The organism is Butyrivibrio fibrisolvens (genome assembly GCF_037113525.1).
Lineage (GTDB): Bacteria > Bacillota > Clostridia > Lachnospirales > Lachnospiraceae > Butyrivibrio > Butyrivibrio fibrisolvens.
On the sequence record NZ_CP146963.1, the window covers coordinates 1,941,508 to 1,962,845 of the forward strand.

The window sequence follows — 21,338 nt, forward strand, 5'->3', positions numbered from 1 at the left end:
ATATAATTAACAAAAAACATATATGTGACTATAAGCGAAACAGTGCAAATTGTGGGAAAACGTTTACCCAAATTGTTGTTGTTTCGCTTTTTGTTTTCCCATAAAATGAGAAATATCAAGAGGGAAAGTGCACGCCCTGTCACGAAGAAAACTAAATAAAGACAAGTTAATTTCAAGAGAAAACAGGAGGAAAATATGAAACAGTTTAAAATGCTTGTTTCAAAACTTGCGATAGCTCTTATAGTATTTGCAGCTGTTGTTGCAAAACTTTCAGCTTCAGTAGTGGCAGCAGGTGGCGATAATGAGATGATCGTCATATACGCACAGGTTCCAGATGATTGGGAAAATCCATGTGTCTGGGCATGGGACAATGATGGCAATAGTGCGTTCGATATGTGGCCGGGCGGTGAGATGGAAGAGGATAAGGATAACGCCGGCTGGAACTACGTCTACATCCCTTCATGGGCAAATCACATTATCATAAATGCAAATGGCGGCGAAGTTCAGGCCGATGAAATAGTACTTGAAGAAGCTGTTAACACCTGGGTTACGATTGCTGCTCCTGATGACGCTTCTATATCTACAGAGCAGCTTACAGAAGGTGACATTCCTGAATACGTTGAGAAGTTTCCTGTACATGTAAGAGTGGATGAGTCCTGGGGTGTACCTACGCTTCAGGGAACTTTGGAAGATGGAACACAGGCTTTTGAAGATGCCAAAGTAATGACACTGGATGCTACAGACTGGTACACAGCAAACATCCCTGTAACAGCCAAATCAATCACAGTTAGTTCTGAAGATGGAAAAAACTCTACAGAAGATATAAAGATTGATGCAGCGCAGGTTTGGGTAAGCGTTGAAGCAGATGGTACATACGATTTTTCTTATGTAGATCCTGAAAAGGCTGCAGCACCAAACATCACAGTTTATGTAATAGCACCAAGCGACTGGGAGAAGCCTTGCCTCTGGGCATGGTCAGCACCTGACGGAACCGGCGTATATGCAACATGGCCCGGTGAAGCTTTTGAAGAAGGTGAAAACGGCTGGCTTTGCAAAGAAGTTCCCGGATGGATCAATTCCATCATAGTTAACGCTAATGACGGAACAGTTCAGACAGCAGATATCTCCATTGATTCAGGTGTTGACGTATGGGTAGTTGTAACTGATAAAGATAACTATGAAGTATATTACGAAGAGCCTGAAGTTACTATAGATACGGCAGACGCTACAGATGCAAGCGAAGGTTCTAGCGATAGCACAGAAGCGGCAAGCAATGAACAGGAAGTTGCAGGAGCAAAAAGAGATGGTGGTTCAAACGGCTCATCACTTCCGCTTATTGGTGGAACTATAGCACTGGCGCTTGTAGCGGCAGCAGGCACAGGCACATATATGGCAAAAAAGAATTCTAAGTAATAAAAATAATGACAAACAAAAAGTAAATAAAGAAATAACGAAAAAGTAAAAAAATATTAGAAAAAAGATATTAGGAAACATAAGCAAGTATTGAAGAAGTTTAAGCTACTAAACTAAAAGGAATAATTTAATTAGAAAGATATATGCGGAGGGAGCAATGAAGAAAAGGTTATTTTCATTACTTATGACAATGGCTGTGACTGCCGGATTACTTACCGGCTGCGCAGGTAGTAAGGCTCAGGTTGACGACAAGACCATCGTTATCTGGCACGACAAGGAAGATGCTGTAGTAGAAGTCCTTCAGGATAAATTGTCGCAGCTTGAACCCGATATTCATGTAGTGCTTGAGAAAAAAAGTGATCTCACAGAGTCCCTGAAAATGGTTGGAAATGACCCTAATTCTGCTCCCGACATGTATATCTTTGCTCATGACAAGATCGGTGTATATGCAGAGGTGGGAATTCTGGCTGATATCAAAGACCTTATCCCTGAGGACCAGCTGACAGATTATATAGATACAACTCTTGCAGCAGCTACCTACAAGGATACTATCTACCAGCTGCCCATCTACTACGAGACATTACTATTTGTATATAACAAAAGATATATGGAAGACTCTGAAGTTCCTTCAACTACAGAAGATCTTTACGCATATATGGAAGAAAATACAGCAGGAGGCCATTACGGCTTTGTAGAACAGCACAGTACTCCTTACTACGCAGCAGGGTGGCTGGCAGGATTTGGCGCTGAGATACTTAGTAAAGATGGCACACCTTGCCTTGATTCAGCAGAAGTGCAGTCAGCACTTAATTATCACAAGAAATTCGTAGAGCTTATGCCTGGCGAAACTGAATACGCAACAGTAAATACACTCTTTAGTGAAGGCATGGCACATTCTACTATTGCAGGTCCATGGCTTATCCCAACAGTTCGTGAAAGCGGTATGGACGTAGGCGTTGCTCCAATGCCTGTAATAGATGAAACAGGAAAGCCAATCATGCCTTACATGGGAGTTCAGGGCGTGCAGGTCCTTAAGTTCGCTGCTGAGAATAAAAAAGATTCTGTAACCAAAGTTTTAAACGTACTTATGGATCCTGAAGTAGAGATAGAGCTTGCCAAAGCAAGCGGCTGCGCCCCTGCAAGAAACTCCTGTTATGATAATGCAGATATAAAGTCTGATGAAGTAGTAATGATGATGAAAGAAACAGCTCAGAACGCAGTTCCAATGCCCAATATCCCTGAGATGGACGTTATGTGGTCAGTAATGGGCAACCTTCTTACAGATGTAAATCTTAGCGGTAAAGATATTGCAGAAAGCACCGCTAAGGCACAGCAGGAAGCAGAGCAGCTGATTCAGAGCATGAAGTAATAGGAACACATGATTCGTTTTATAGGATGTCAAAAGATAATTGTTTATCTATATGGCAATATGAAAACAAATCAATACATGAATAAATTAAGATAAGAAAAGATCAATTGGAGGCCAATATCATTTTGGAAACCTACATAAGAGATATAAAAACCGATCAAGTTAAGGCTCAGGACTTAGCGACTGATAAATCGGGTAGAAAAAAGGCTGGGATATCCCAAAAACCTAAGATGAGTAACACAGCTGGTTTTGACACACTAAAATCTTACCTTTGGTCCGCCCCGTCCCTGATCCTTATATGCCTGATCGTAATATTCCCAATCCTTTACACAGGCTATATATCCATGACCAACATGAACGTCTACCACTGGACGAACTTCACCTTCGTTGGTCTTAAGAACTACTTGGATGCCCTTCTCGTTTTTGACAATGGCTTCATATCAGCCCTTATCATGACAGTAGTATGGACTGTCATCAACATGATAGCGCAGCTTGTTATAGCCTTTATCCTGGCATCACTTCTTAACGTCAAGGGCCTTAAACTCAGGAACATCTACAAGACACTTCTCATATTCCCCTGGGCTATGCCGGGATATGTATCGATTCTTCTGTGGAAGACAGGTATCTATAATTCACAGTTCGGCCTTTTAAACCAGTGGCTTGCGCATCTTGGAATAGAGCCTGTAAGGTGGCTTTCTTCCAACTTATCAGCATTCATCTGCTGTACGATCGTTAACCTCTGGCTGGCGCTTCCTTTCATGATGACAATCATGGACGGCGCATTCCAGAGTATCGACAAGAGCTTTTATGAAAGCGCAGTACTTGACGGCGCGGGATGGCTTCAGAAGACGTTTTATATAACGATCCCCATGATCAAACCTATCATCGGACCATCCGTAATTATCACCATATTCACCACCTTCAAGCAGTTCGACGTAATCTATCTGCTGACTCAGCAGGTAGGCGCAAGGAGCGGATCTGATATTCACACCATCATGACCTATGCCTATGAGAAAGCATTCGTCACCAACAATTACGGCTACAGCTCAGCAGTATCAATGCTCATTTTCCTGATGCTCGTTGGCTTTACGATCTTTACCAATAAGATGGGCAAAAAGAAAGAGGACTTATGAAAAGACAAACCAGAAACAACATAAAACTTCTTTTTCTGAATATATTTTTTGTAATAGTATGTTTTATCGCAATGATACCAATACTATACGCAGTGTCAGTATCACTAAACTCTAACAACAGCCTTCTTAGCTCCAACTTTTCTTTTATCCCGAAGGCATTTACCTTGTCTAATTATAGGGCAGTGTTCGTTGACGAGCCGATCATGCTGTGGCTGTCCAACAGCCTTATCCTTGCTATATCGACACTTGTGATAGCACTTGGAACCGGAATCCCCGCAGCATACGTCTTTTCAAGGAAAAGATTTGCAGGAAGGAATCTTATTTTAAAGACTATAATCCTTCTCTATGCCTTCCCGTCCCTTTTATCCATGACAGCGCTTTACAAGATCTTAAGCCCTATGGGACTTATCAACACAAGGATTGGCCTGATCATAGTATATACGGGAACAGAGGCGGTCTTTGCCCTCTGGAACATGAAAGGATATTTTGACACTATACCAAAAGAAATAGAAGAAGCAGCCATGATAGACGGTGCAAGCCCGGTGCAGATAGTTGCAAGGATCGTTATGCCGCTTGCAAGACCTACGATCGCAGTAACAGCTATGATGGTTCTCATATATGTATGGAATGAGTATATATTTGCAGTTAACTTCATGACGGGTTCAGATACTTACACGCTGGCAGCAGGACTGTATTCACTGCAGGCAGGTGAGATGAGCGGCAACTGGCCTATTTTCTCAGCAGCCTCAATCGTAGTATCTGTGCCGATACTGATTGTGTTCTTTGCTCTTCAGAAGAACATGACAACAGGTCTTACATCAGGAGGAGTGAAGGGATAATGAGTTTGAAAATAAAAATTTTCAAACTCATCAGTAGATACTAGTGAAAGAGGTTGAAATGGAAAAGAGTTCTATATTACATATCCCCATGTCCCACTATGCCTATGGGGAGGATGAAACACATATAACAATTAGACTTCGCGCCAAAAGAGGCGATATTACAAACTGCACGCTGTACTACGGCGACAGGTCCTGCAGGCAGACTCCGGTTATTTTCACTGAGGCAAAAATGTCCGTAGCGCACTCTACAAGCCTGTATGATCTCTTCGAGGTGACACTTGAAAATCCATATAAGAGACTTTGCTATTATTTCTATCTTGAAAGTGGTGATGAGAGTACCTATTACTACGGCGACTGCTTCTGCGACGGGCCTGTCGATGACAGGTCTGAGTATTTCCAGCTTCCCTTTAATCATAGGGCTGATATAGTAAATCCCCCAGCTTGGGCTAAGGACGCGATCTTTTATAACATCTTCCCCGACAGCTTTGCAACGTCTAAGGGCTATATTAGCGGAAAGCCAACAACTTTAAACTATGAAGGAAACAAGGTTAATGGTAAGCTCGGCGGCACTATAAAAGGCATTACAGAGAATGTCGACTACCTTAAGGATCTTGGAATAAACGCCATATATATCAATCCTATATTCACAGCAGGCGAGTATCACAAGTACGACCTTCTTGATTACTACCACATAGACCCCTGCTTTGGAACTAACGAAGAGTTCAAAGAGCTTGTGGATACTTATCATAAAAACGGCATCCGCGTTGTGATCGACGGCGTTTTCAATCACTGCGGCTGGAAGTTTTTTGCCTTTGAAGATGTGGTTCAAAACGGCGAAGCGTCCAAATACAAGGACTGGTTCTACGGCCTTAAGTTCCCTGTGGTAAGGCCTGATAATTTCGAAGACTACCCGACCTATGACTGCTTTGGCTATGAGCGAATGATGCCCAAACTTGACCTTTCTAACAAGGAGACCATGGAATACTTCGTTAATGTGGGAAAATACTGGGTTAAAGAGTTCGGCATTGACGGCTGGAGACTGGACGTTGCAAGTGAAGTTAACGACGGCTTCTGGAGAGCCTTCAACGCAGGCGTTAAGGAAGAAAATCCGGATGCTATCCTAATAGGAGAAGTATGGGAGAGCGCTAACCACTGGCTTGACGGCACTATCTTCGACGGGTCTATGAACTACGATTTCAGAAAACATTCAAGAAGATTTTTTGGAGAGAGATCCATTGATGCGAGAGAGTTTGGTGACAGGATCACTGACATGTACACAAGATACAGGAAAAAAACTGTATTTTCCCAGCTTAACCTTCTTGATTCTCACGACGTTAGCAGGTTCCTGTCGATATGCGACGGCGATGTGGACAGGTACAAGCTTGCAGTTCTATTCCTTATGACTTTCCCGGGAATGCCTTCAGTGTTCTATGGAGATGAAAAGGGCATTATGGGTGTGCTGGAGAAAGATTATAGAAATCCAATGCCGTGGGATAAGGAAGAGACAGAGCTTGGAAAGTTCTATAAGGATGTAATAGGTATTAGAAATGCGGAAGATGCATTAAGATCCGGGGAATTTAAAGTAGTAAAAGCTGATGCTTGTGATCACCTGATTGGATTTATAAGATATACTAAAGATATTGAAATAACAGTATTGATAAACATGTTTGAGGGCGAAAAGGATATTAGTGCGGAATTAGAAACCGGTGCTGATGTTATCTTTTCACTAGGTCTGGATGGGAATGCATTGAAGGCTAAGGGATGCGCAGTGATCAAGAGAGTAAGAAATAAGAAGTAAGAAATAAGAAATAAGAAGTAAGAAATAAGAAATAAGAAATAAGAAATAAGAAATAAGAAATAAGAAATAAGAAATAAGATCTTTACTCTTGGCACATGTTCAAAAAGAAAGATACGATATATTTTTATTCAGACATAAGAAAAATCTTGTTTAGATAAGTTTTTTACCAGAAAATCTGAATGAGGTAGGAAGGTAGCTTGAGAAGTAATACAAAAATATTAGATATGAAGGAAGACATATATGAGCGTCACTATTAAGGATGTTGCGAGGCAGGCGAATACCTCAATTGCCACAGTTTCAAAAGTAATGCATGGTTCATATTCAATTTCAAAGGAGACTGCAGACAGGGTCAATCAGGTGATGGAGGAACTTGGCTATCATCCCAATCAGCGTGCCAGAAACTTTGTTTCGAAATCCAATAAGACCATAGCCTTTGTTACCGATATTGATAAGGAAGCCGGTTTTAAGAATCCTCACATGTTTGAGATGATGTGCGGGATGGAAGCTATGTTATCTCAAAAAGGATACGGCTTTTTGGTGAAAGGCCTTACCAAAAGTGATGTCTGCGATTATGTTAAGAATGCTTTTGAGACCAAATACGTGGACGGCTTTGTGATCCATGCGTCTGTCATTACTCCGCAGCTTAGTGATCTTGTATCATCCAAGGGCATCCCTCATCTTGTGATCGGCGTTCCAAGCTTTGATAATAACTTCTGCTGGATAGATGCAGATAACAAGCATGCAGGCCAGGTTGCAGCCAAGCACCTTCTTACTGTGGGATACAGGACAGTAGCCTTCATCGGCGGAACAGACGAAGACAAGATTTCTATGCATAGACTTGAGGGCGTTTTGTCTATCTTGAATGAACATGACGTCCTTATCCCTTCTAATTATCTTCAGTACGGTAACTCCGGTGTGGAAGACGGATATGCCATGACCCTTCAGATACTTAAGGGCGCAAGCCGTCCCGAAGCTATCATTTGTGCTAACAACTACCTTGCCTATGGTTGTGTCAAAGCTTTGCAGGATAAAAAGATCAAGATACCTGAAGAAATAGGTGTAATTACCTTTGACGATTATCCCTTTTCCCAGATATTAAATCCAAAACTCACTGTCGTAAATATTGATGTGTATGATATGGGACAGGAAGCTGGCAGCATGATAGTGCAAAAAATCAAGAAACCAAACCTCCATATCCAGAGCTATATCACTTATCCACAGGTGATTGTGCGTGAATCAACGAAGTAGTGAATGGAAACTCGTTTTTTGGAGGGTGATCACGAACCGCTGTTTTGTTAAAAAAGCCTAAAAATGCTCCGTTATTTTTGGTATTATGAAATACCGATTTTGCTAGGTATTTCCGCACTTTTGTAATATAATTGTGATACCGCTTGGTAAGAATTATTGGAAACAGATAAAAGCGGAATGATATTAAAAGAATTAGGAGTATTTTTTTAGTTATGAGTATGGAAGAAGTTGTAACTGAGAGCAGTCTTGAATGCATTAGAGAGATAATCAATGATTGGGATCCTATCGGTTTATTCCCTATGGCACCTGATGATGAATATGAAGGCGAGATCAAGAAGATCTACGAGTATATTTTAGATAACACTGATATTGGAAAAAAAGAGTTAGCAACTTTTATCAGCAATACTTTCATTGAGTTATTTGGCATCGATTCATTTACAGCAAGTGATATTGATTGCCTGTCTGTTGCTGAGCAGATACTTGATGCAGATTTTTGAATAAGAGAATATTAAAAAGCTCCAATCCTTTTTGGTGATAGGATTGGAGCTTTTCTTTTTTGGATTATTAGATCATCTCGATAGATAGTCGAGACCTTTAGATCATTGTGACAAACAGTCCGGCTTTTTAGGACTATATACTAATTGGTTACGCTACATCAGATGTGCAGTGAGGACACTTTGTTGCATCCTTGTTGATCTCTGATTTGCAATAAGGACAGATCTTAACTGGCTTTGGTGCCTCTTCTTTCTTCTTGCCAAGCTTGTCATGGAGCTTATTAAGAGAACGAACAAGAAGGAAGATAACGATTGCCATGAGAAGGAAATTGATCACAACAGTGATAAATGTTCCGTAGTTAAGTGTTGCGCCGCCTGCTTCTTTTGCAGCTTCAAGTGTTGCATATTTATTACCATCGAGTGAGATGAAATAATTATTGAAATCAATTCCGCCTGTGATAGCACTGATGCAAGGCATGATGATGTCATTTACAAGTGAATTGATAATGCTCTGGAATGCGCCACCGATGATGACACCGACTGCCAGGTCCATAACATTGCCACGCATGATAAATTCCTGAAACTCCGCAACGAACCCCTTTTTCTTTTCTTCTGCCATAGTAGCCTCCTTAGAAATGATGAAGATTTTATACAGATAAAAGTAGTATTTATCTGTCTTGAATATGTGAAATAAAGCTACAAAAAGTATACCACAATATAAGCATAGGTGATCATATCTTTATTGCTTTTCTTATCTGTATTTTTGCTACATTTCCAGATAATCTTTTTGCGATCTGATCTCTTCTGGTACTTCGAATCCTCCCTTTTCAACTTTGGCAAATACATTTTCCAGAGTGTGCATAGCAGTAGCATTTTTGGTCTGGAATGTCTTGAGCAGATCTCCGTACTGAGGAGACGCAGACATTTTTTCCCTAAGCTCTTTGGAGAAAGGGCAGTAGGCGAAGAGTATCTGTCTTGCAACTTTGTTCAAGCGTAGCGACCCTGTCTTTTCGAACTTCATATAAGTCATGTAATCGGACATGAAGACCTGATTGTAGTGATTAGAGTATTTTTTGAGCTGATCGTGAAGCTTCTCCTTCTGATCTTCGGTGAGTGTGCGGTTCTTCTTGTAGAACTGCAGGTAATCGCAGTATTCGCTTGTCAGAGACGGGTCAGTGACATCGTTCCAGTGAATGCCTTGTATGGTCTTGCACATCTCCCACCTGTAATCGGCAAAGCCCTGAAGCAGTGTATCAGACAGGTCTGCGCTGTGGAAGAGTGAGATGCAGAATCTTGCAGGCGTATCTCTTTTCCTTCCTTCAATTTCCTGCCATAGAGTGATCCTGGAGCCGCAGTTTGGAAGAAGTATGAAGTAGGGCATGACCTCTTTGGCATAAGAGAAGGTGTTGACGCCAATCTCAGGATTTGAGTACATTACATTCCGGTAAAAGATGCTGTAGTCATCATTTTTGATCTCGTCAACTTTACCTTGAAGTATATCACTACGAAGGTAAGCTTCGTTCAAAGGCTTGGTGATGCTGGATTCGTCAAAGACAGGTACGAAAGCGGAAGCTCTTCCACATGTTACTCTGTTACTGAGCATAAATAGGTTGGCTATCTCAAAATCAAGTTTTGCTTTAGGGTCATCCATAAGAGCATTCATCTCATCTTCTGAGATGTTGCCTTGAGATTTTTGTTCATGAAGGTAGCCGGGATAATCTAAGTTGAATTCGTTTCTGGAAGGCACAACTTCTTCGTTGTAGATCATAGTGAGCCATTCAGGCATGGTAAAAATATGTCCGCCGGGGTCGGGAGAGTAGGACTTCATGATGCGGTACAGGATAGCAGTCTGCTCGGTGGATACAAGAGCTTCATGGCAATAGCCAAACATTAGGAACATTCTGACAGCATCCGGAATAAGAGATTCTGAAAGGCTTGCCAGAAATACTTCCTTATATACCTTATAAAAATGAGAAGCTACATCGCGCCTTACTTTTCTGTATTCATCGGAATAGGCATCTGTTACAGTGGATGAAGCGTAGGCTCTGACTGCATCAGCAAATTCTTCGGCAGTTTCGGCATCCACATTTCCAAATGCCAGAAGGGTATTAAGTACGTCTTTAAATTCAGGAACCTGATCGAGGTTTTCTTCGCCGCCATTCATAATCTGATCAGATTTGGACTTGATGGTTGTAAATGCGCTGCGGAAAGCGGCGGTTTCTTTTAAAAGATTCTTGGTATATCTTAGGATTTCGAAAGAGTACTGGCATAGCGCGTTTAGGGCCTGAACACAGTTCATGATCATGGCTACGTCAATATCTATATTAAGCGTATAGAAAGTTTTGCGAAGAGATGCATCATTTTCAATGATGGCATTAACACAAGCTAGCTTCCAGTCAGGAACAAGCGTGATATCAGGAAGAGCTGCCTGCTGAAGTACTTCGGGATAAGCCTTGAGCTGAGTTCCGGTGATGGTGCAAAGCGATGGATATTGCTCATAATCAGACATGATCTGCCTGTAGGTTTCACCTGCCTCCTGAAGCTGTTTCTGGCAGGCATCAAAAGCAGTCTGATAGGATTTATATACGTTGGACACTAGAATAGGCGCGATCTTGGGATTGGCTTTGATCATGCTTATAAGATCGTCAATGTTATTATAAGGATACGAAGCTATGGTTGCATCTGTAGCAGCCTGATAGGTGAAATTGTAGGTGTCACCCGGCATCTCCGGAAGTCCACAGATGGTACCGCCTTTAAGGACGATATTTATCCCTTCATTAAATATATTGATCTCGCCTTTGGAAATAATGTCGATGGTTTCGACTATAGAACCTGCTGCATGAAGAGTCTGACCTTTTTTGAGTTCAATTATCTGCATATTAGACCTCGCTTTGGGGTGCAAAATGTCTAAGTTGCGGAGTATTCCTGAGGATGACAGTTGATAAATGATTTTCTTGTCATGAAAATTATATAAAATTCAAGGCATGATAGCTAGAATAATATATTCTGGGATTTATAAACTACAGGACGTAGTTACGACATGTTCAGAAGTTCATGGATGAACTTCTATGTCGGGAACTCGCTTCGCTCAAACAGGTGAATCCCTAACAGAATATATTATTCCATCTATCAAGCTCTTGAATTTAATAAAATTTCAAAGACAAGAAAATCATTTATCAACTGTCATCCTCAGGAATATGCAAGGTTGTGATTAAGTTTTATATGTGTGAAAATTCATTCGCTTATATAAAGTATACCATATAATTAGGGGCGTGTTATACTTAGGAAAGTTAATGACATTATGGGAGAGTTGAAGCTTATGAAGTCCTTGGGGACATCAAAATACAGAAAAATATTTACTGATTCTATTATAAGTATAGTTGCGCTGGTAATAATGAATCTTGCGCTGCAGTTTGTTGTATACCCTTTTTGGAAGAAGATTTATGGGACTGACGTATACGGAGGGATTGTATACGTTATGTCTTTTGTCAACATCTTTGGAGTAGCGGTGGGGTCAGCAGTTAACTATGCAAGAATGGTTGAGTCCGGCAAAAGAGATACGAAAGGGAGCGACTATCTGACGGTAGTTGTGACTCTTGGCGCCTTGGGAACTCTTGTTACATCCTGCGCTGCATATTTTGGAAAAGCGGATATGAGTGTTTGCGATTCGCTTCTTGCAGGAATTCTCTGCTTTCTGACAGTCTTGAGATTTTATGGAGATGTTGAGTATAGACTTCGAATTAATTATAAAGGGTATTTTATCTATTATTTGCTGATAAGTATTGGATACGGCCTTGGACTTTTACTTATGATAGGTACTGGTATCTGGCCACTTGCCCTTATCCCAGGCGAAGCGATGGGTCTTTTATATGTGAAGATAAAAGGAAATGTTCTTTCCAATAAGCTGTTTGATACAGGAAACTTTTTCCGCGAGAATCTTCATACCATGGAGCTTCTTATTGCAACAAATCTTATCAGTAACCTTATCTTCAACGGCGACAGGCTTCTTCTTATGAATCTTGTAGGCGCGGGTGCGGTAACTACATATTACATAGCATCTCTTGTCGGTAAGACCATGACTCTCATAACGACGCCTCTTAATAGCGTTATCATTGGATATCTTGCAAGATTTAAAGGTGAGTTTAACAGGAAGCTTGTAGGAATGCTTTTTGCTATGACTTTGGGTGCGATTGTGATTTTTTCTCTTTTAAGCGTACCAGGGTCATATATTATCGTATACTTTTTGTATAGAGATGATCTTGATATGGTGAAGAAGTATTTTCTCATAGCAGGCGCTGCCCAGGTCATTTACTTTGTATCAAACGTAGTTACAACAGTACTGCTTAAACTTGCCAAAGCAGATTATCAGCTGAAAATCAATGTGGCTTACGGAATCATCTTTTTAATGCTTTGCATTCCGGCAGCGTTGTTATATGGAATAAAAGGATTTTGTGTGGCAATACTAACCGTAAATATCTTCAGATATTTGATTTCGATATTTCTATGTTTTAAGAGTGTAGAATGACGGAGTTTTATATGATGAGATAAACTATCGATTTGTTTAATGAATAATTGATAAAGTAGATTAGGCAGATACCATTGATATAATCCTCGAGCGTTATCCGTACGAGGAGTGTTCAGGGGCATCGTTTGTTTAAACGTAAAGAAAATTCCCGTTTACAACAATAGAAATGCGAACAGCCACAGCCCCTACGACGAGTGGCAAGGTAGCTCGAGGATTATATCAATGGTATCTGCCGGCAAAACTTACAAAGGAATCAACAATATGCAGGATACATTATCTTATATAGAACAAATTCATGAGTCCAACAGAGCCATGCTTGATGAAGTGGACAGAATCTGCAAGGCCCATGGCATCAGGTACTATCTCCACGGCGGTACACTCCTTGGAGCCGCAAGACATAAGGACTTCATCCCCTGGGACGACGACATAGACATCATCATGCCAAGAAAAGAGTATGAGAAGCTCAAGAAAGCATTCATCAAAGAAGCTGACAAGAGATTTTTATTCATAGCAGACGATGGCTATGACCAGTTCTTTGATTTTATAAGTAAGATCGCAGATACCTCAGTATCGTATGCCCGCACATCTTACGGCGACGAAGACTTCTACGAAGGAAGATTTTCCCACCCGACCCTCGATTTCTTCGTCCTTGATGACGCAGGAAAAGGCCACAAGTGGCAACTTATACGCCTCAAACTCTTATATTCACTGGCCATGGGGCACAGAAAGCATATCAATTACGATAAATTCAAGGGCCCTATGAAGGCAGCGGCTTTCATTCTTACAAGAATCGGAAAGCTTATTCCTTATAAGAATATAGTTAAGGCTTATCATAAAGTATCGATGGAAGCTAATAATAAAGGTACTAAGAATAGGGCTATTAGTAACACAGATGCTAATAATCTGGATCTGAACAGCTCAGGCAGTAATGTTGATTATTATTTTATTTCCAATGAGCAGCCACATCCCCATTACTGGGGACTTCTTTTCCCAAAGAAGTGGTTCGAAGATGACTATGAGTTGACAATTCACGGCAAGAACTATCCCGCAAGTAGGTATTACGACGATTGGCTCACAATGGTATACGGCGACTGGAGAACCCTCCCGCCCAAAGACCAGCAAAAGCCCCAGCACGTAATGGAATTGTTATGACGAAATGTCATATGTTTTCACAACCTCGAAATAGAAACACGGTTTACCGCGTGTTTCGTACCTCAATGAATCATAATAATAATTAATGACGAAATCTTATCAAGTTATTGAAAAAATATCTGCTTGAATTTTCTAATATATGCGTTATTATGTATTCTGATGTATATTTATGCTTCAATATACATCGCTACTTACAAACGAATAAATTCATTGTTTATTGCAGTTTTACGAACGAATGTAATTCAAGATTTCTACCAATAAGATCATAAGCCGATTTTGAAAATGTTTTTGGATTTTCTTGTTGTCTTCGGAGCGAAAGTACAGCGTGTCCACGTCAGCGTAGAAGACTACTAGAAAATCCTAAAACATTTTCACATGAGGCGTTGATCTTATTGGTAGAAATCTTGGGCACAACCCCCTTTTACCTGCAATACCGCATGAATCTATTCGCACAAACCCATGGGAATAGCCGGAGGAGTAAAATTGGCAAAAGAACTTATTAGACTTGAACATGTTTCTAAAGCATATGACGGAAATATGATTCTTGATGATCTTAATCTTAGCATCCACGAGAATTCATTCGTTACAATTCTTGGACCTTCAGGATGCGGTAAGACTACCACACTTCGTATAATTGGCGGTTTTGAATCACCTGATCAGGGCCGCGTTATTTTTGATGGCCAGGATATCACTAATCTTGCGCCCAATAAAAGACAGCTTAATACTGTTTTCCAGAAGTATGCTCTTTTTACACATATGGATATAGCACAGAACATAGCTTTTGGACTTAAGATCAAGAATAAAACAGATGCTTACATCAAAGATAAGATCAAGTATGCTCTTAAACTCGTGAATCTTGAGGGTTTTGAGCATCGTATGCCAGAGTCTTTGTCCGGTGGTCAGCAGCAGAGAGTTGCTATAGCAAGAGCTATCGTTAATGAGCCTAAGGTTCTTCTTCTGGATGAGCCTCTGGGTGCGCTTGACCTTAAACTTAGGCAGGACATGCAGTACGAGCTTATCAGACTTAAGAATGAGCTTGGAATTACCTTTATATATGTAACACATGATCAGGAAGAGGCCCTTACAATGTCTGATCATATTGTAGTTATGAATCAGGGCTATATACAGCAGGAGGGCTCTCCGGAAAAGATCTATAACGAGCCTGAAAATGCCTTTGTTGCTGACTTTATCGGAGACAGCAATATTATTCATGCAACCATGGTTCAGGATAAACTTGTAAGGATCCTTGGAGCTAACTTTACCTGTGTAGATACTGGATTTGGTGTTAATACACCTGTTGACGTAGTTATAAGACCTGAGGACGTTGAGCTTGTGCCAAGAGGAAAAGGAACACTTCCGGGCAAAGTTTCTCACGTGATATTCAAGGGTGTTCATTATGAGATGGAAGTAGAAGCAGGCGGTTTTGAATGGCTTGTTCACTCAACTCGTATGGCGCAGGTTGGCGACGAAATTGATATCAGCGTAGATCCTTTCAATATTCAGGTTATGAATGTTCCGGCATCAGAGGATGAGGAGGCCATAGAAATAGATGTTTAATAACAGACAGACATCTCGTCTTCTGGCATCTCCCTACATTGCATGGGCGGTTATCTTTATAGTCGTTCCTCTTGCGATGATTTTCTTTTACGGCCTAACAGACGAGTCGGGTGCACTTACATTTGCAAATGTAGCAGCGATAGCAAGGCAGGAGAACCTCAAATCTCTTGGACTTGCTCTTGTTCTTGCGCTTATAAGTACGATCATATGTTTTTTGCTGGCATATCCTCTTGCAATGATACTTGCAAGTAACAAGATAAGCTCTCAGGGAATCATAACAACCCTTTTCATTCTGCCTATGTGGATGAATTTCCTCTTAAGAACAATGGCGTGGATGACTCTTTTGGAAAATAAGGGTGTTATCAACGGAATACTTAGTTTCTTTGGGCTTCCGACTATCAATATCATCAACACTTCAGCAGCTATCGTGATCGGTATGGTTTATAACTTCCTTCCTTTCATGATCCTGCCTTTATATAACGCGCTTGCAAGAATTGATGACAGCGTAATCAACGCGGCAAGAGATCTTGGAGCCAATGCTGTTCAGACATTCTTTAAGATCACATTGCCTCTTACGATCCCTGGCATTTTGTCAGGAATAACTATGGTATTTATACCTGCTCTTACAACCTTTGCTATAAGTACTATGCTTGGCGGATCCAAGATCCTTCTTATAGGTAACGTGATCGAGCAGGAGTTTACTTTAAGCTATGACTGGAACATGGGTGCAGGTCTTTCACTTGTGCTTATGTTGTTTATTATTGTCAACATGGTAGTAACGATGATGACTGATAAGTCATCAAACAGCTAGGAGATGCTTGTGTGAAAAAATTGTATCGATATGACAATTTTTCACACGGCTATTTGAGATAAACTCAAATAGCCATGATGGCAGATCCGAATTGGATATTCGGATCGCCAGACTCGCACAAGTGCTCGTCATGAGGAATTATATGAGAAAAACAATTGAAAAAGTATACATGGGCATTATCCTTGTTTTTATGTATCTGCCCATTGTTACAATGATAATCCTTTCTTTTAACTCAAGTAAATCAAGAGCAAAGTGGGGCGGCTTTACCTTTGACTGGTACATAAACCTTGCTTCGGATTCTGAGATCATCAATGCTTTTGCCAATACGCTTATCATCGCACTTATATCAACAGTAGTAGCAACTATCATAGGTACAGCTACCTGCGTTGCAATGATGGGTCTTCATAAAAAGTCTAGATCAGTGATCATGGGTATCACCAATATTCCTATGATCAATGCGGATATCGTTACAGGTATATCGCTGATGCTCCTGTTTAGATTCCTCCACTTTAACGCAGGATTTATAACAGTTCTCATTGCCCACATAACATTCAACATCCCATATGTAATGCTGAGCGTTATGCCTCGAATGAAGACTATCAATCCAAGCGTTTATGAAGCAGCTCTTGACCTAGGAGCGGAGCCTTTCTTTGCGTTCAGAAAGACTGTACTTCCTGATCTTATGCCAGCAGTTATATCAGGTGCCATGATGGCTTTTACCATGTCACTTGATGACTTTATCATTACTTACTTTACTAAGGGTTCAGGTTTCGATACTCTTTCAACCAAGATCTATAGCGAGGTCAAAAGAGGTATTCAGCCTGAGATCTACGCTCTGTCAGCTATCATATTCATAATCGTTATCGTGCTTATGGTTGGATCAAGACAGCTTAAGGCCAGAAACTCAGCGGCTTCTTCCAAGAAGGAAATATCCTATGAGAAAAGAAAGGGTCTTAGTAAAAAAACAATCCTGCTTCTTGCAGCTGCCTGTGGCGTGATCGTAGTTATAGGTCTTACTTTTGGTGGTGTATTCAAGACAGAAGACAATCAGGTATATGTATATAACTGGGGCGAATATATCGATCCTGAAGTTATTACTATGTTTGAAGAAGAGACCGGAATCAAGGTTATCTATGATGAGTTTGAATCAAATGAGATCATGTACGCCAAGATCGCATCAGATAACTCTGCTTATGACGTAATATGCCCGTCAGATTATATGATTTCAAGAATGATCCAGGAAGGAATGCTTCAGGAACTTGACTGGAATTCTCTTCCATATGCTTCAGAAAATATTGATCCAAACTATCTTGAATCTGCAGCATCTTTTGACGAAGGGAATAAATACGCAGTACCTAACTTCTGCGGAACTGTAGGTATTCTCTACAACAAGACTCTTGTTGACGAGCCTGTTACAAGCTGGGATATTCTATGGGATGAGAAATATGCAGGACAGATCCTTATGCAGGATTCTGTAAGAGATGCATTCATGGTAGCTCTTGCTAAAGAGGGCTATTCAATAAATTCAACTGATAAGGCGCAGCTTGAAGAGGCTGCAGCAGATCTTATCGCACAAAAGCCTTTGGTTCAGGCATATGTTATCGATCAGGTAAGAGATAAGATGATAGGCGGAGAGGCAGCTCTTGGCGTCATCTACTCCGGTGAAGCTCTTTATACTCAGAGAGAAAATACAGATCTTGAGTATGTGATTCCGGATGAGGGCTCAAATGTATGGCTTGATGGATGGTGCATAACAAGAGATGCTAAGCATACAGAGAATGCGCTTAAGTGGATCAACTTTATGTGCAGGGAAGATATTGCACTTATGAATTTCGAATACGTAACTTATACGACTCCTAACCTTAAGGCGCAGGAGCTGATAGAAGATGAGACTATCAGGAATTCAACGGTGGCATTCCCGACAGAAGATACGCTGTCAAGGTGCGAAGTCTACACCTACCTTGGCCAGGACGCAGATGCCCTCTACAACGAGCTTTGGAAGAAGATCAAAGCGGCGGATTGATTGGAGGCTGTGCCGCCAGGGCTTTGACAAATTAAATAATCAGTCTCATGTGAAAAAAATCCTGTTTTTTCTAAGTGTCTTATCCGCTTACGTGGACATGCTATACTGCAGCTCCTAAGACACTAAGAAAAAACGGGATTTTTTTCAAAATCGACAGATTATTTAATTTGTCAAAGCCCTGGATGGTAAGTTTTCGTAATCTGATATGCGCGGTGCAGATATCTTTGGTTGATAGTTGCACTTTTTCCTTCGCTGTCATGCGGAATGGGGGGTGGAGAGTTATAAGATTACGACTGGCTTTTGATATTCGTTTTTAGCTTCGGGCATGAGTAGGTGGTAGATGTCGGAGGCGAGGACGTCTTGGGCCAGGAGTGACTTTTGAAGTTCGTCTTCAAGCCTGAAGGAGTCGGACATTCGGCTGATCACGGGGGCAGCGGCGCTTTCCTTGATCTGGGCTAGGAGAGCCGATGAATCCTTCTTGAAGCCGAGGAGTCTTATATAGGTGGGATAGTTATTTTCTTTTAGCATATCCATTGTTTCTTGTGTGATTCCAAGGAGTATGTGTAGGAGGCTTCGTTGGATTCGGGTGTAGGTCAGGTCTTTGGATTTGAGTAATTGTGCAAAATCAGATATTGTTGTGAATTTAGGTAGGTTCTTTATTATCTTGTCGGATAGGTCTCGGTGAATGTCTGCATAGGAAATAAATCCGTTATCTCTTTCTGATAGGAGTTTGTAGTGGAGATAATCGGAGTAGTTATCTAAGCGGTTATATTTATTTTGGCTTAGTAAGAGGTCCAGGATGTCTGCGGGGATGTTTTGTTCTAAAGACGCTTTTACAGAACTGTTTAATTCATTGTTTGTATTTTGGGTTGTATCTTTTTTTGTTCTTTCCATGCCGGATTCTAATACTTTTCGTATAGAACTTGCGCTGGAGAAGTTATCGGCCAGTTCTTCTTCGTTGTAATCGGAGCCTTCTCGTTTTATGGTGAGAGGGGTAATCTTGCTACCTGATGCCATTAGGGCGCGGCAATATTCGATCCCGAGTATGTTATTGGAACCTATAAGGGTGGTGCTGTTACCTATTGTGATGAGCTTTTTTAGGGCAGCGTCTCTGGCACTTGCGAAGTTGAGGCCTCTTTTTAGGCCTTTTTGAAGCTCTTTTTTATATTCATCAGGTTCATCATTCAGGATAGAAGCGATCTTTTGGATTTCTTCTATATCTCCGTTTTCTGTTCCAAAGAGGATATGATCCACGCATCCAAGTGAATTAAGAAGTGACACAGCTCCTGATGCGAAATATTCGGCACTTGCAGTAGCATACTGGACTGGGAGTTCGAATACAGCATCTGCTCCTGCCATAAGCGCCATCCTGGTCCTGACTTCCTTGGATACGATAGAAGGGACGCCGCGCTGGGTGTAGTCGCCGCTCATGACTAGTACGACATAGTCTGCGCTGAATTTTTGCCTTGCCATATCCAGTAGATATTTGTGCCCGCTGTGGAGCGGATTAAGTTCACATACGATTCCGATTGTCTTCAAAGTATCTCCTGTGTTCAAATGATTTATAATTTTTACGACTCCTTTTGTCTGTTTTAGAAAAGGAGCTTTAGTGATAGTAAACGTCTTTATAAATAGCTTTATAATTCTGTTTGGGAAATAGTACTAAAAATCTTATAAAATCTTTGTTAAAAAATTATCTTTCATGTTAAAAAAATATCTTTTCTTGAACTAAAATTAATCTCTGTTATTATTGTATTGGTAGCTTTTGTGTAACTGCTTACATTGTTATGGATTCACGCAAAACGGGAAATCGTTTTCATCGGTTTGAAAATAATGATTTCCTATTAAGATGTTTTTTATTATTCCCGATAGTAAATATATGTGGCATGATCTATGAAAATTGAGGCAGAGATACAAGAACTCTACAACCAATAATTGTATATTAATATACCACAAAGGAGAGTGACATGTCTTATATCGACAAAATCAAGGCTAAAGCAAAAGCCAACAAAAAAACTATTATTCTTCCCGAGACAGAGGATACAAGAACACTTCGTGCTGCGGAAGATATTCTCTTACATGGATATGCAGATATAATCCTTCTTGGCAATAAAGATACTGTATTAGAACTTGCTAAGTCTGTACGTGCAGATGTTACAGATGCAATTATCGTAGATCCCGACACAGATGACAGAACAGAAGAGCTTGTTAATATGTTCTATGAGCTTCGTAAATCCAAGGGTATGACTCCTGAGAAGGCTAGAGAGACACTTCTTTCAAGCAGAACATACTATGGTGTTATGATGGTTAAGGCTGGATACGCTGACGGGCTTGTATCCGGTGCATGCCATTCTACAGCTGATACACTTCGTCCTGCACTTCAGATTCTTAAGACAGCGCCTGGCGTTAAGATGGTATCAGGTTTCTTCATCGTTGATGTTCCTCACTGTGAGTATGGTGAGAACGGAACATTCCTTTTTGCAGATTCAGGTCTTAACCAGGATCCTACATCAGAGGAGCTTGCAGTTATCGCTGATTCTTCTGCAAAGTCTTTCAGACAGCTCGTTGAGGCTGAACCTAAGGTTGCATTCCTTTCACATTCAACAAAGGGTTCTGCTAAGCATGCACTTGTAGATAAGGTAGTTAATGCTGTAGAGATCGCTCACAGAGATTATCCTGATCTTGTATGTGATGGCGAACTTCAGCTTGATGCAGCTCTTGTTCCTGAAGTTGCAGCTTCCAAGGCTCCGGGATCACCTGTTGCAGGACAGGCTAATGTACTTATTTTCCCTAACCTTGATGGTGGTAACATTGGATACAAGCTCGTTCAGAGACTTGCTAAGGCTGATGCTTACGGCCCTATGCTTCAGGGTATCGCTCGTCCTGTCAACGATCTTTCACGTGGATGCAGCTGGGAAGATATCGTAGGTGTTGTTGCTCTTACAGCAGTACAGGCACAGGATGCAGAATAAGGAG

The 21,338-nt window shown here is 41.0% G+C and carries 16 protein-coding genes; 13 read left to right on the top strand and 3 right to left on the bottom strand.

Annotated features, from left to right (window positions below):
* The first annotated feature begins 195 nt into the window (after positions 1-195).
* The 7 genes from WAA20_RS08005 (at position 196) to WAA20_RS08035 (ending at position 8,297) form a co-directional block, all read left to right on the top strand.
* Positions 196-1,413, top strand: a complete 1,218-nt coding sequence (locus tag WAA20_RS08005; protein WP_073385259.1) for a starch-binding protein — start codon at positions 196-198, stop codon at positions 1,411-1,413.
* 157 nt (positions 1,414-1,570) lie between these two features.
* Positions 1,571-2,782, top strand: a complete 1,212-nt coding sequence (locus tag WAA20_RS08010; RefSeq protein ID WP_073385261.1) for an extracellular solute-binding protein — start codon at positions 1,571-1,573, stop codon at positions 2,780-2,782.
* A 230-nt stretch (positions 2,783-3,012) separates the two neighbouring features.
* On the top strand, positions 3,013-3,915 hold the full coding sequence (locus tag WAA20_RS08015) for a carbohydrate ABC transporter permease (RefSeq protein ID WP_073385359.1): 903 nt from the start codon (positions 3,013-3,015) through the stop codon (positions 3,913-3,915).
* The gene (locus tag WAA20_RS08020; RefSeq protein ID WP_073385263.1) at positions 3,912-4,754 is read left to right on the top strand and encodes a sugar ABC transporter permease; all 843 of its coding nucleotides are present in this window, start codon (positions 3,912-3,914) and stop codon (positions 4,752-4,754) included. Before WAA20_RS08015 ends, WAA20_RS08020 begins: the two co-directional genes overlap by 4 nt.
* 58 nt (positions 4,755-4,812) lie before the next feature.
* Entirely contained in the window at positions 4,813-6,552 is a 1,740-nt protein-coding gene (locus tag WAA20_RS08025; protein ID WP_073385265.1) for a glycoside hydrolase family 13 protein, read from the top strand.
* A 240-nt stretch (positions 6,553-6,792) separates the two neighbouring features.
* The gene (locus tag WAA20_RS08030; protein ID WP_073385267.1) at positions 6,793-7,800 is read left to right on the top strand and encodes a LacI family DNA-binding transcriptional regulator; all 1,008 of its coding nucleotides are present in this window, start codon (positions 6,793-6,795) and stop codon (positions 7,798-7,800) included.
* 212 nt (positions 7,801-8,012) lie between these two features.
* Entirely contained in the window at positions 8,013-8,297 is a 285-nt protein-coding gene (locus WAA20_RS08035; RefSeq protein WP_081373647.1) for a hypothetical protein, read from the top strand.
* A 148-nt stretch (positions 8,298-8,445) separates the two neighbouring features.
* Here the strand turns inward: WAA20_RS08035 and mscL are convergent, their stop codons facing one another.
* On the bottom strand, positions 8,446-8,913 hold the full coding sequence (gene mscL / locus WAA20_RS08040) for a large conductance mechanosensitive channel protein MscL (protein WP_073385268.1): 468 nt from the start codon (positions 8,911-8,913) through the stop codon (positions 8,446-8,448).
* Between the two features lie 147 nt (positions 8,914-9,060).
* Positions 9,061-11,172: a Crp/Fnr family transcriptional regulator gene (locus tag WAA20_RS08045; RefSeq protein ID WP_073385270.1), complete on the bottom strand. Its 2,112-nt coding sequence runs from the start codon at positions 11,170-11,172 to the stop codon at positions 9,061-9,063.
* A gap of 423 nt (positions 11,173-11,595) precedes the next feature.
* Between WAA20_RS08045 and WAA20_RS08050 the strand changes: the two genes are divergently transcribed.
* From WAA20_RS08050 to WAA20_RS08070, 5 genes are all read left to right on the top strand, one after another.
* On the top strand, positions 11,596-12,819 hold the full coding sequence (locus tag WAA20_RS08050; RefSeq protein ID WP_139263602.1) for a lipopolysaccharide biosynthesis protein: 1,224 nt from the start codon (positions 11,596-11,598) through the stop codon (positions 12,817-12,819).
* 261 nt (positions 12,820-13,080) lie between these two features.
* Positions 13,081-13,971: a LicD family protein gene (locus WAA20_RS08055; protein ID WP_167562651.1), complete on the top strand. Its 891-nt coding sequence runs from the start codon at positions 13,081-13,083 to the stop codon at positions 13,969-13,971.
* Positions 13,972-14,454: 483 nt separating this feature from the next.
* Positions 14,455-15,528, top strand: coding sequence for an ABC transporter ATP-binding protein (locus WAA20_RS08060; RefSeq protein ID WP_073385274.1), 1,074 nt, complete (start codon positions 14,455-14,457; stop codon positions 15,526-15,528).
* The gene (locus WAA20_RS08065) at positions 15,521-16,339 is read left to right on the top strand and encodes an ABC transporter permease (RefSeq protein ID WP_073385276.1); all 819 of its coding nucleotides are present in this window, start codon (positions 15,521-15,523) and stop codon (positions 16,337-16,339) included. Before WAA20_RS08060 ends, WAA20_RS08065 begins: the two co-directional genes overlap by 8 nt.
* 142 nt (positions 16,340-16,481) lie before the next feature.
* Positions 16,482-18,362 carry an extracellular solute-binding protein gene (locus WAA20_RS08070; protein WP_073385277.1) on the top strand — a complete coding sequence of 627 codons (1,881 nt, stop codon included), beginning with the start codon at positions 16,482-16,484 and terminating at the stop codon, positions 18,360-18,362.
* Positions 18,363-18,641: 279 nt separating this feature from the next.
* Here the strand turns inward: WAA20_RS08070 and WAA20_RS08075 are convergent, their stop codons facing one another.
* Positions 18,642-19,901 (bottom strand): nucleotidyltransferase, encoded by a 1,260-nt coding sequence (locus tag WAA20_RS08075; RefSeq protein WP_073385279.1) that lies wholly within the window; start codon positions 19,899-19,901, stop codon positions 18,642-18,644.
* A gap of 428 nt (positions 19,902-20,329) precedes the next feature.
* Between WAA20_RS08075 and pta the strand changes: the two genes are divergently transcribed.
* A complete protein-coding gene (gene pta / locus WAA20_RS08080) occupies positions 20,330-21,334 on the top strand; it encodes a phosphate acetyltransferase (RefSeq protein WP_073385280.1) in 1,005 nt (334 codons plus the stop codon).
* Positions 21,335-21,338 lie beyond the last annotated feature (4 nt).

Bases quoted from the DNA above. Each gene is read 5' to 3' on its own strand.
- WAA20_RS08030 (WP_073385267.1), top strand. From the start codon at position 6,793: ATGAGCGTCACTATTAAGGATGTTGCGAGGCAGGCGAATACCTCAATT.
- WAA20_RS08005 (WP_073385259.1), top strand. From the start codon at position 196: ATGAAACAGTTTAAAATGCTTGTTTCAAAACTTGCGATAGCTCTTATA.
- WAA20_RS08050 (WP_139263602.1), top strand. From the start codon at position 11,596: ATGGGAGAGTTGAAGCTTATGAAGTCCTTGGGGACATCAAAATACAGA.
- WAA20_RS08045 (WP_073385270.1), bottom strand. From the start codon at position 11,172: ATGCAGATAATTGAACTCAAAAAAGGTCAGACTCTTCATGCAGCAGGT.
- WAA20_RS08065 (WP_073385276.1), top strand. From the start codon at position 15,521: ATGTTTAATAACAGACAGACATCTCGTCTTCTGGCATCTCCCTACATT.
- WAA20_RS08010 (WP_073385261.1), top strand. From the start codon at position 1,571: ATGAAGAAAAGGTTATTTTCATTACTTATGACAATGGCTGTGACTGCC.
- pta (WP_073385280.1), top strand. From the start codon at position 20,330: ATGTCTTATATCGACAAAATCAAGGCTAAAGCAAAAGCCAACAAAAAA.
- WAA20_RS08015 (WP_073385359.1), top strand. From the start codon at position 3,013: ATGAGTAACACAGCTGGTTTTGACACACTAAAATCTTACCTTTGGTCC.
- WAA20_RS08025 (WP_073385265.1), top strand. From the start codon at position 4,813: ATGGAAAAGAGTTCTATATTACATATCCCCATGTCCCACTATGCCTAT.
- WAA20_RS08035 (WP_081373647.1), top strand. From the start codon at position 8,013: ATGAGTATGGAAGAAGTTGTAACTGAGAGCAGTCTTGAATGCATTAGA.
- WAA20_RS08055 (WP_167562651.1), top strand. From the start codon at position 13,081: ATGCAGGATACATTATCTTATATAGAACAAATTCATGAGTCCAACAGA.
- mscL (WP_073385268.1), bottom strand. From the start codon at position 8,913: ATGGCAGAAGAAAAGAAAAAGGGGTTCGTTGCGGAGTTTCAGGAATTT.
- WAA20_RS08020 (WP_073385263.1), top strand. From the start codon at position 3,912: ATGAAAAGACAAACCAGAAACAACATAAAACTTCTTTTTCTGAATATA.
- WAA20_RS08070 (WP_073385277.1), top strand. From the start codon at position 16,482: ATGAGAAAAACAATTGAAAAAGTATACATGGGCATTATCCTTGTTTTT.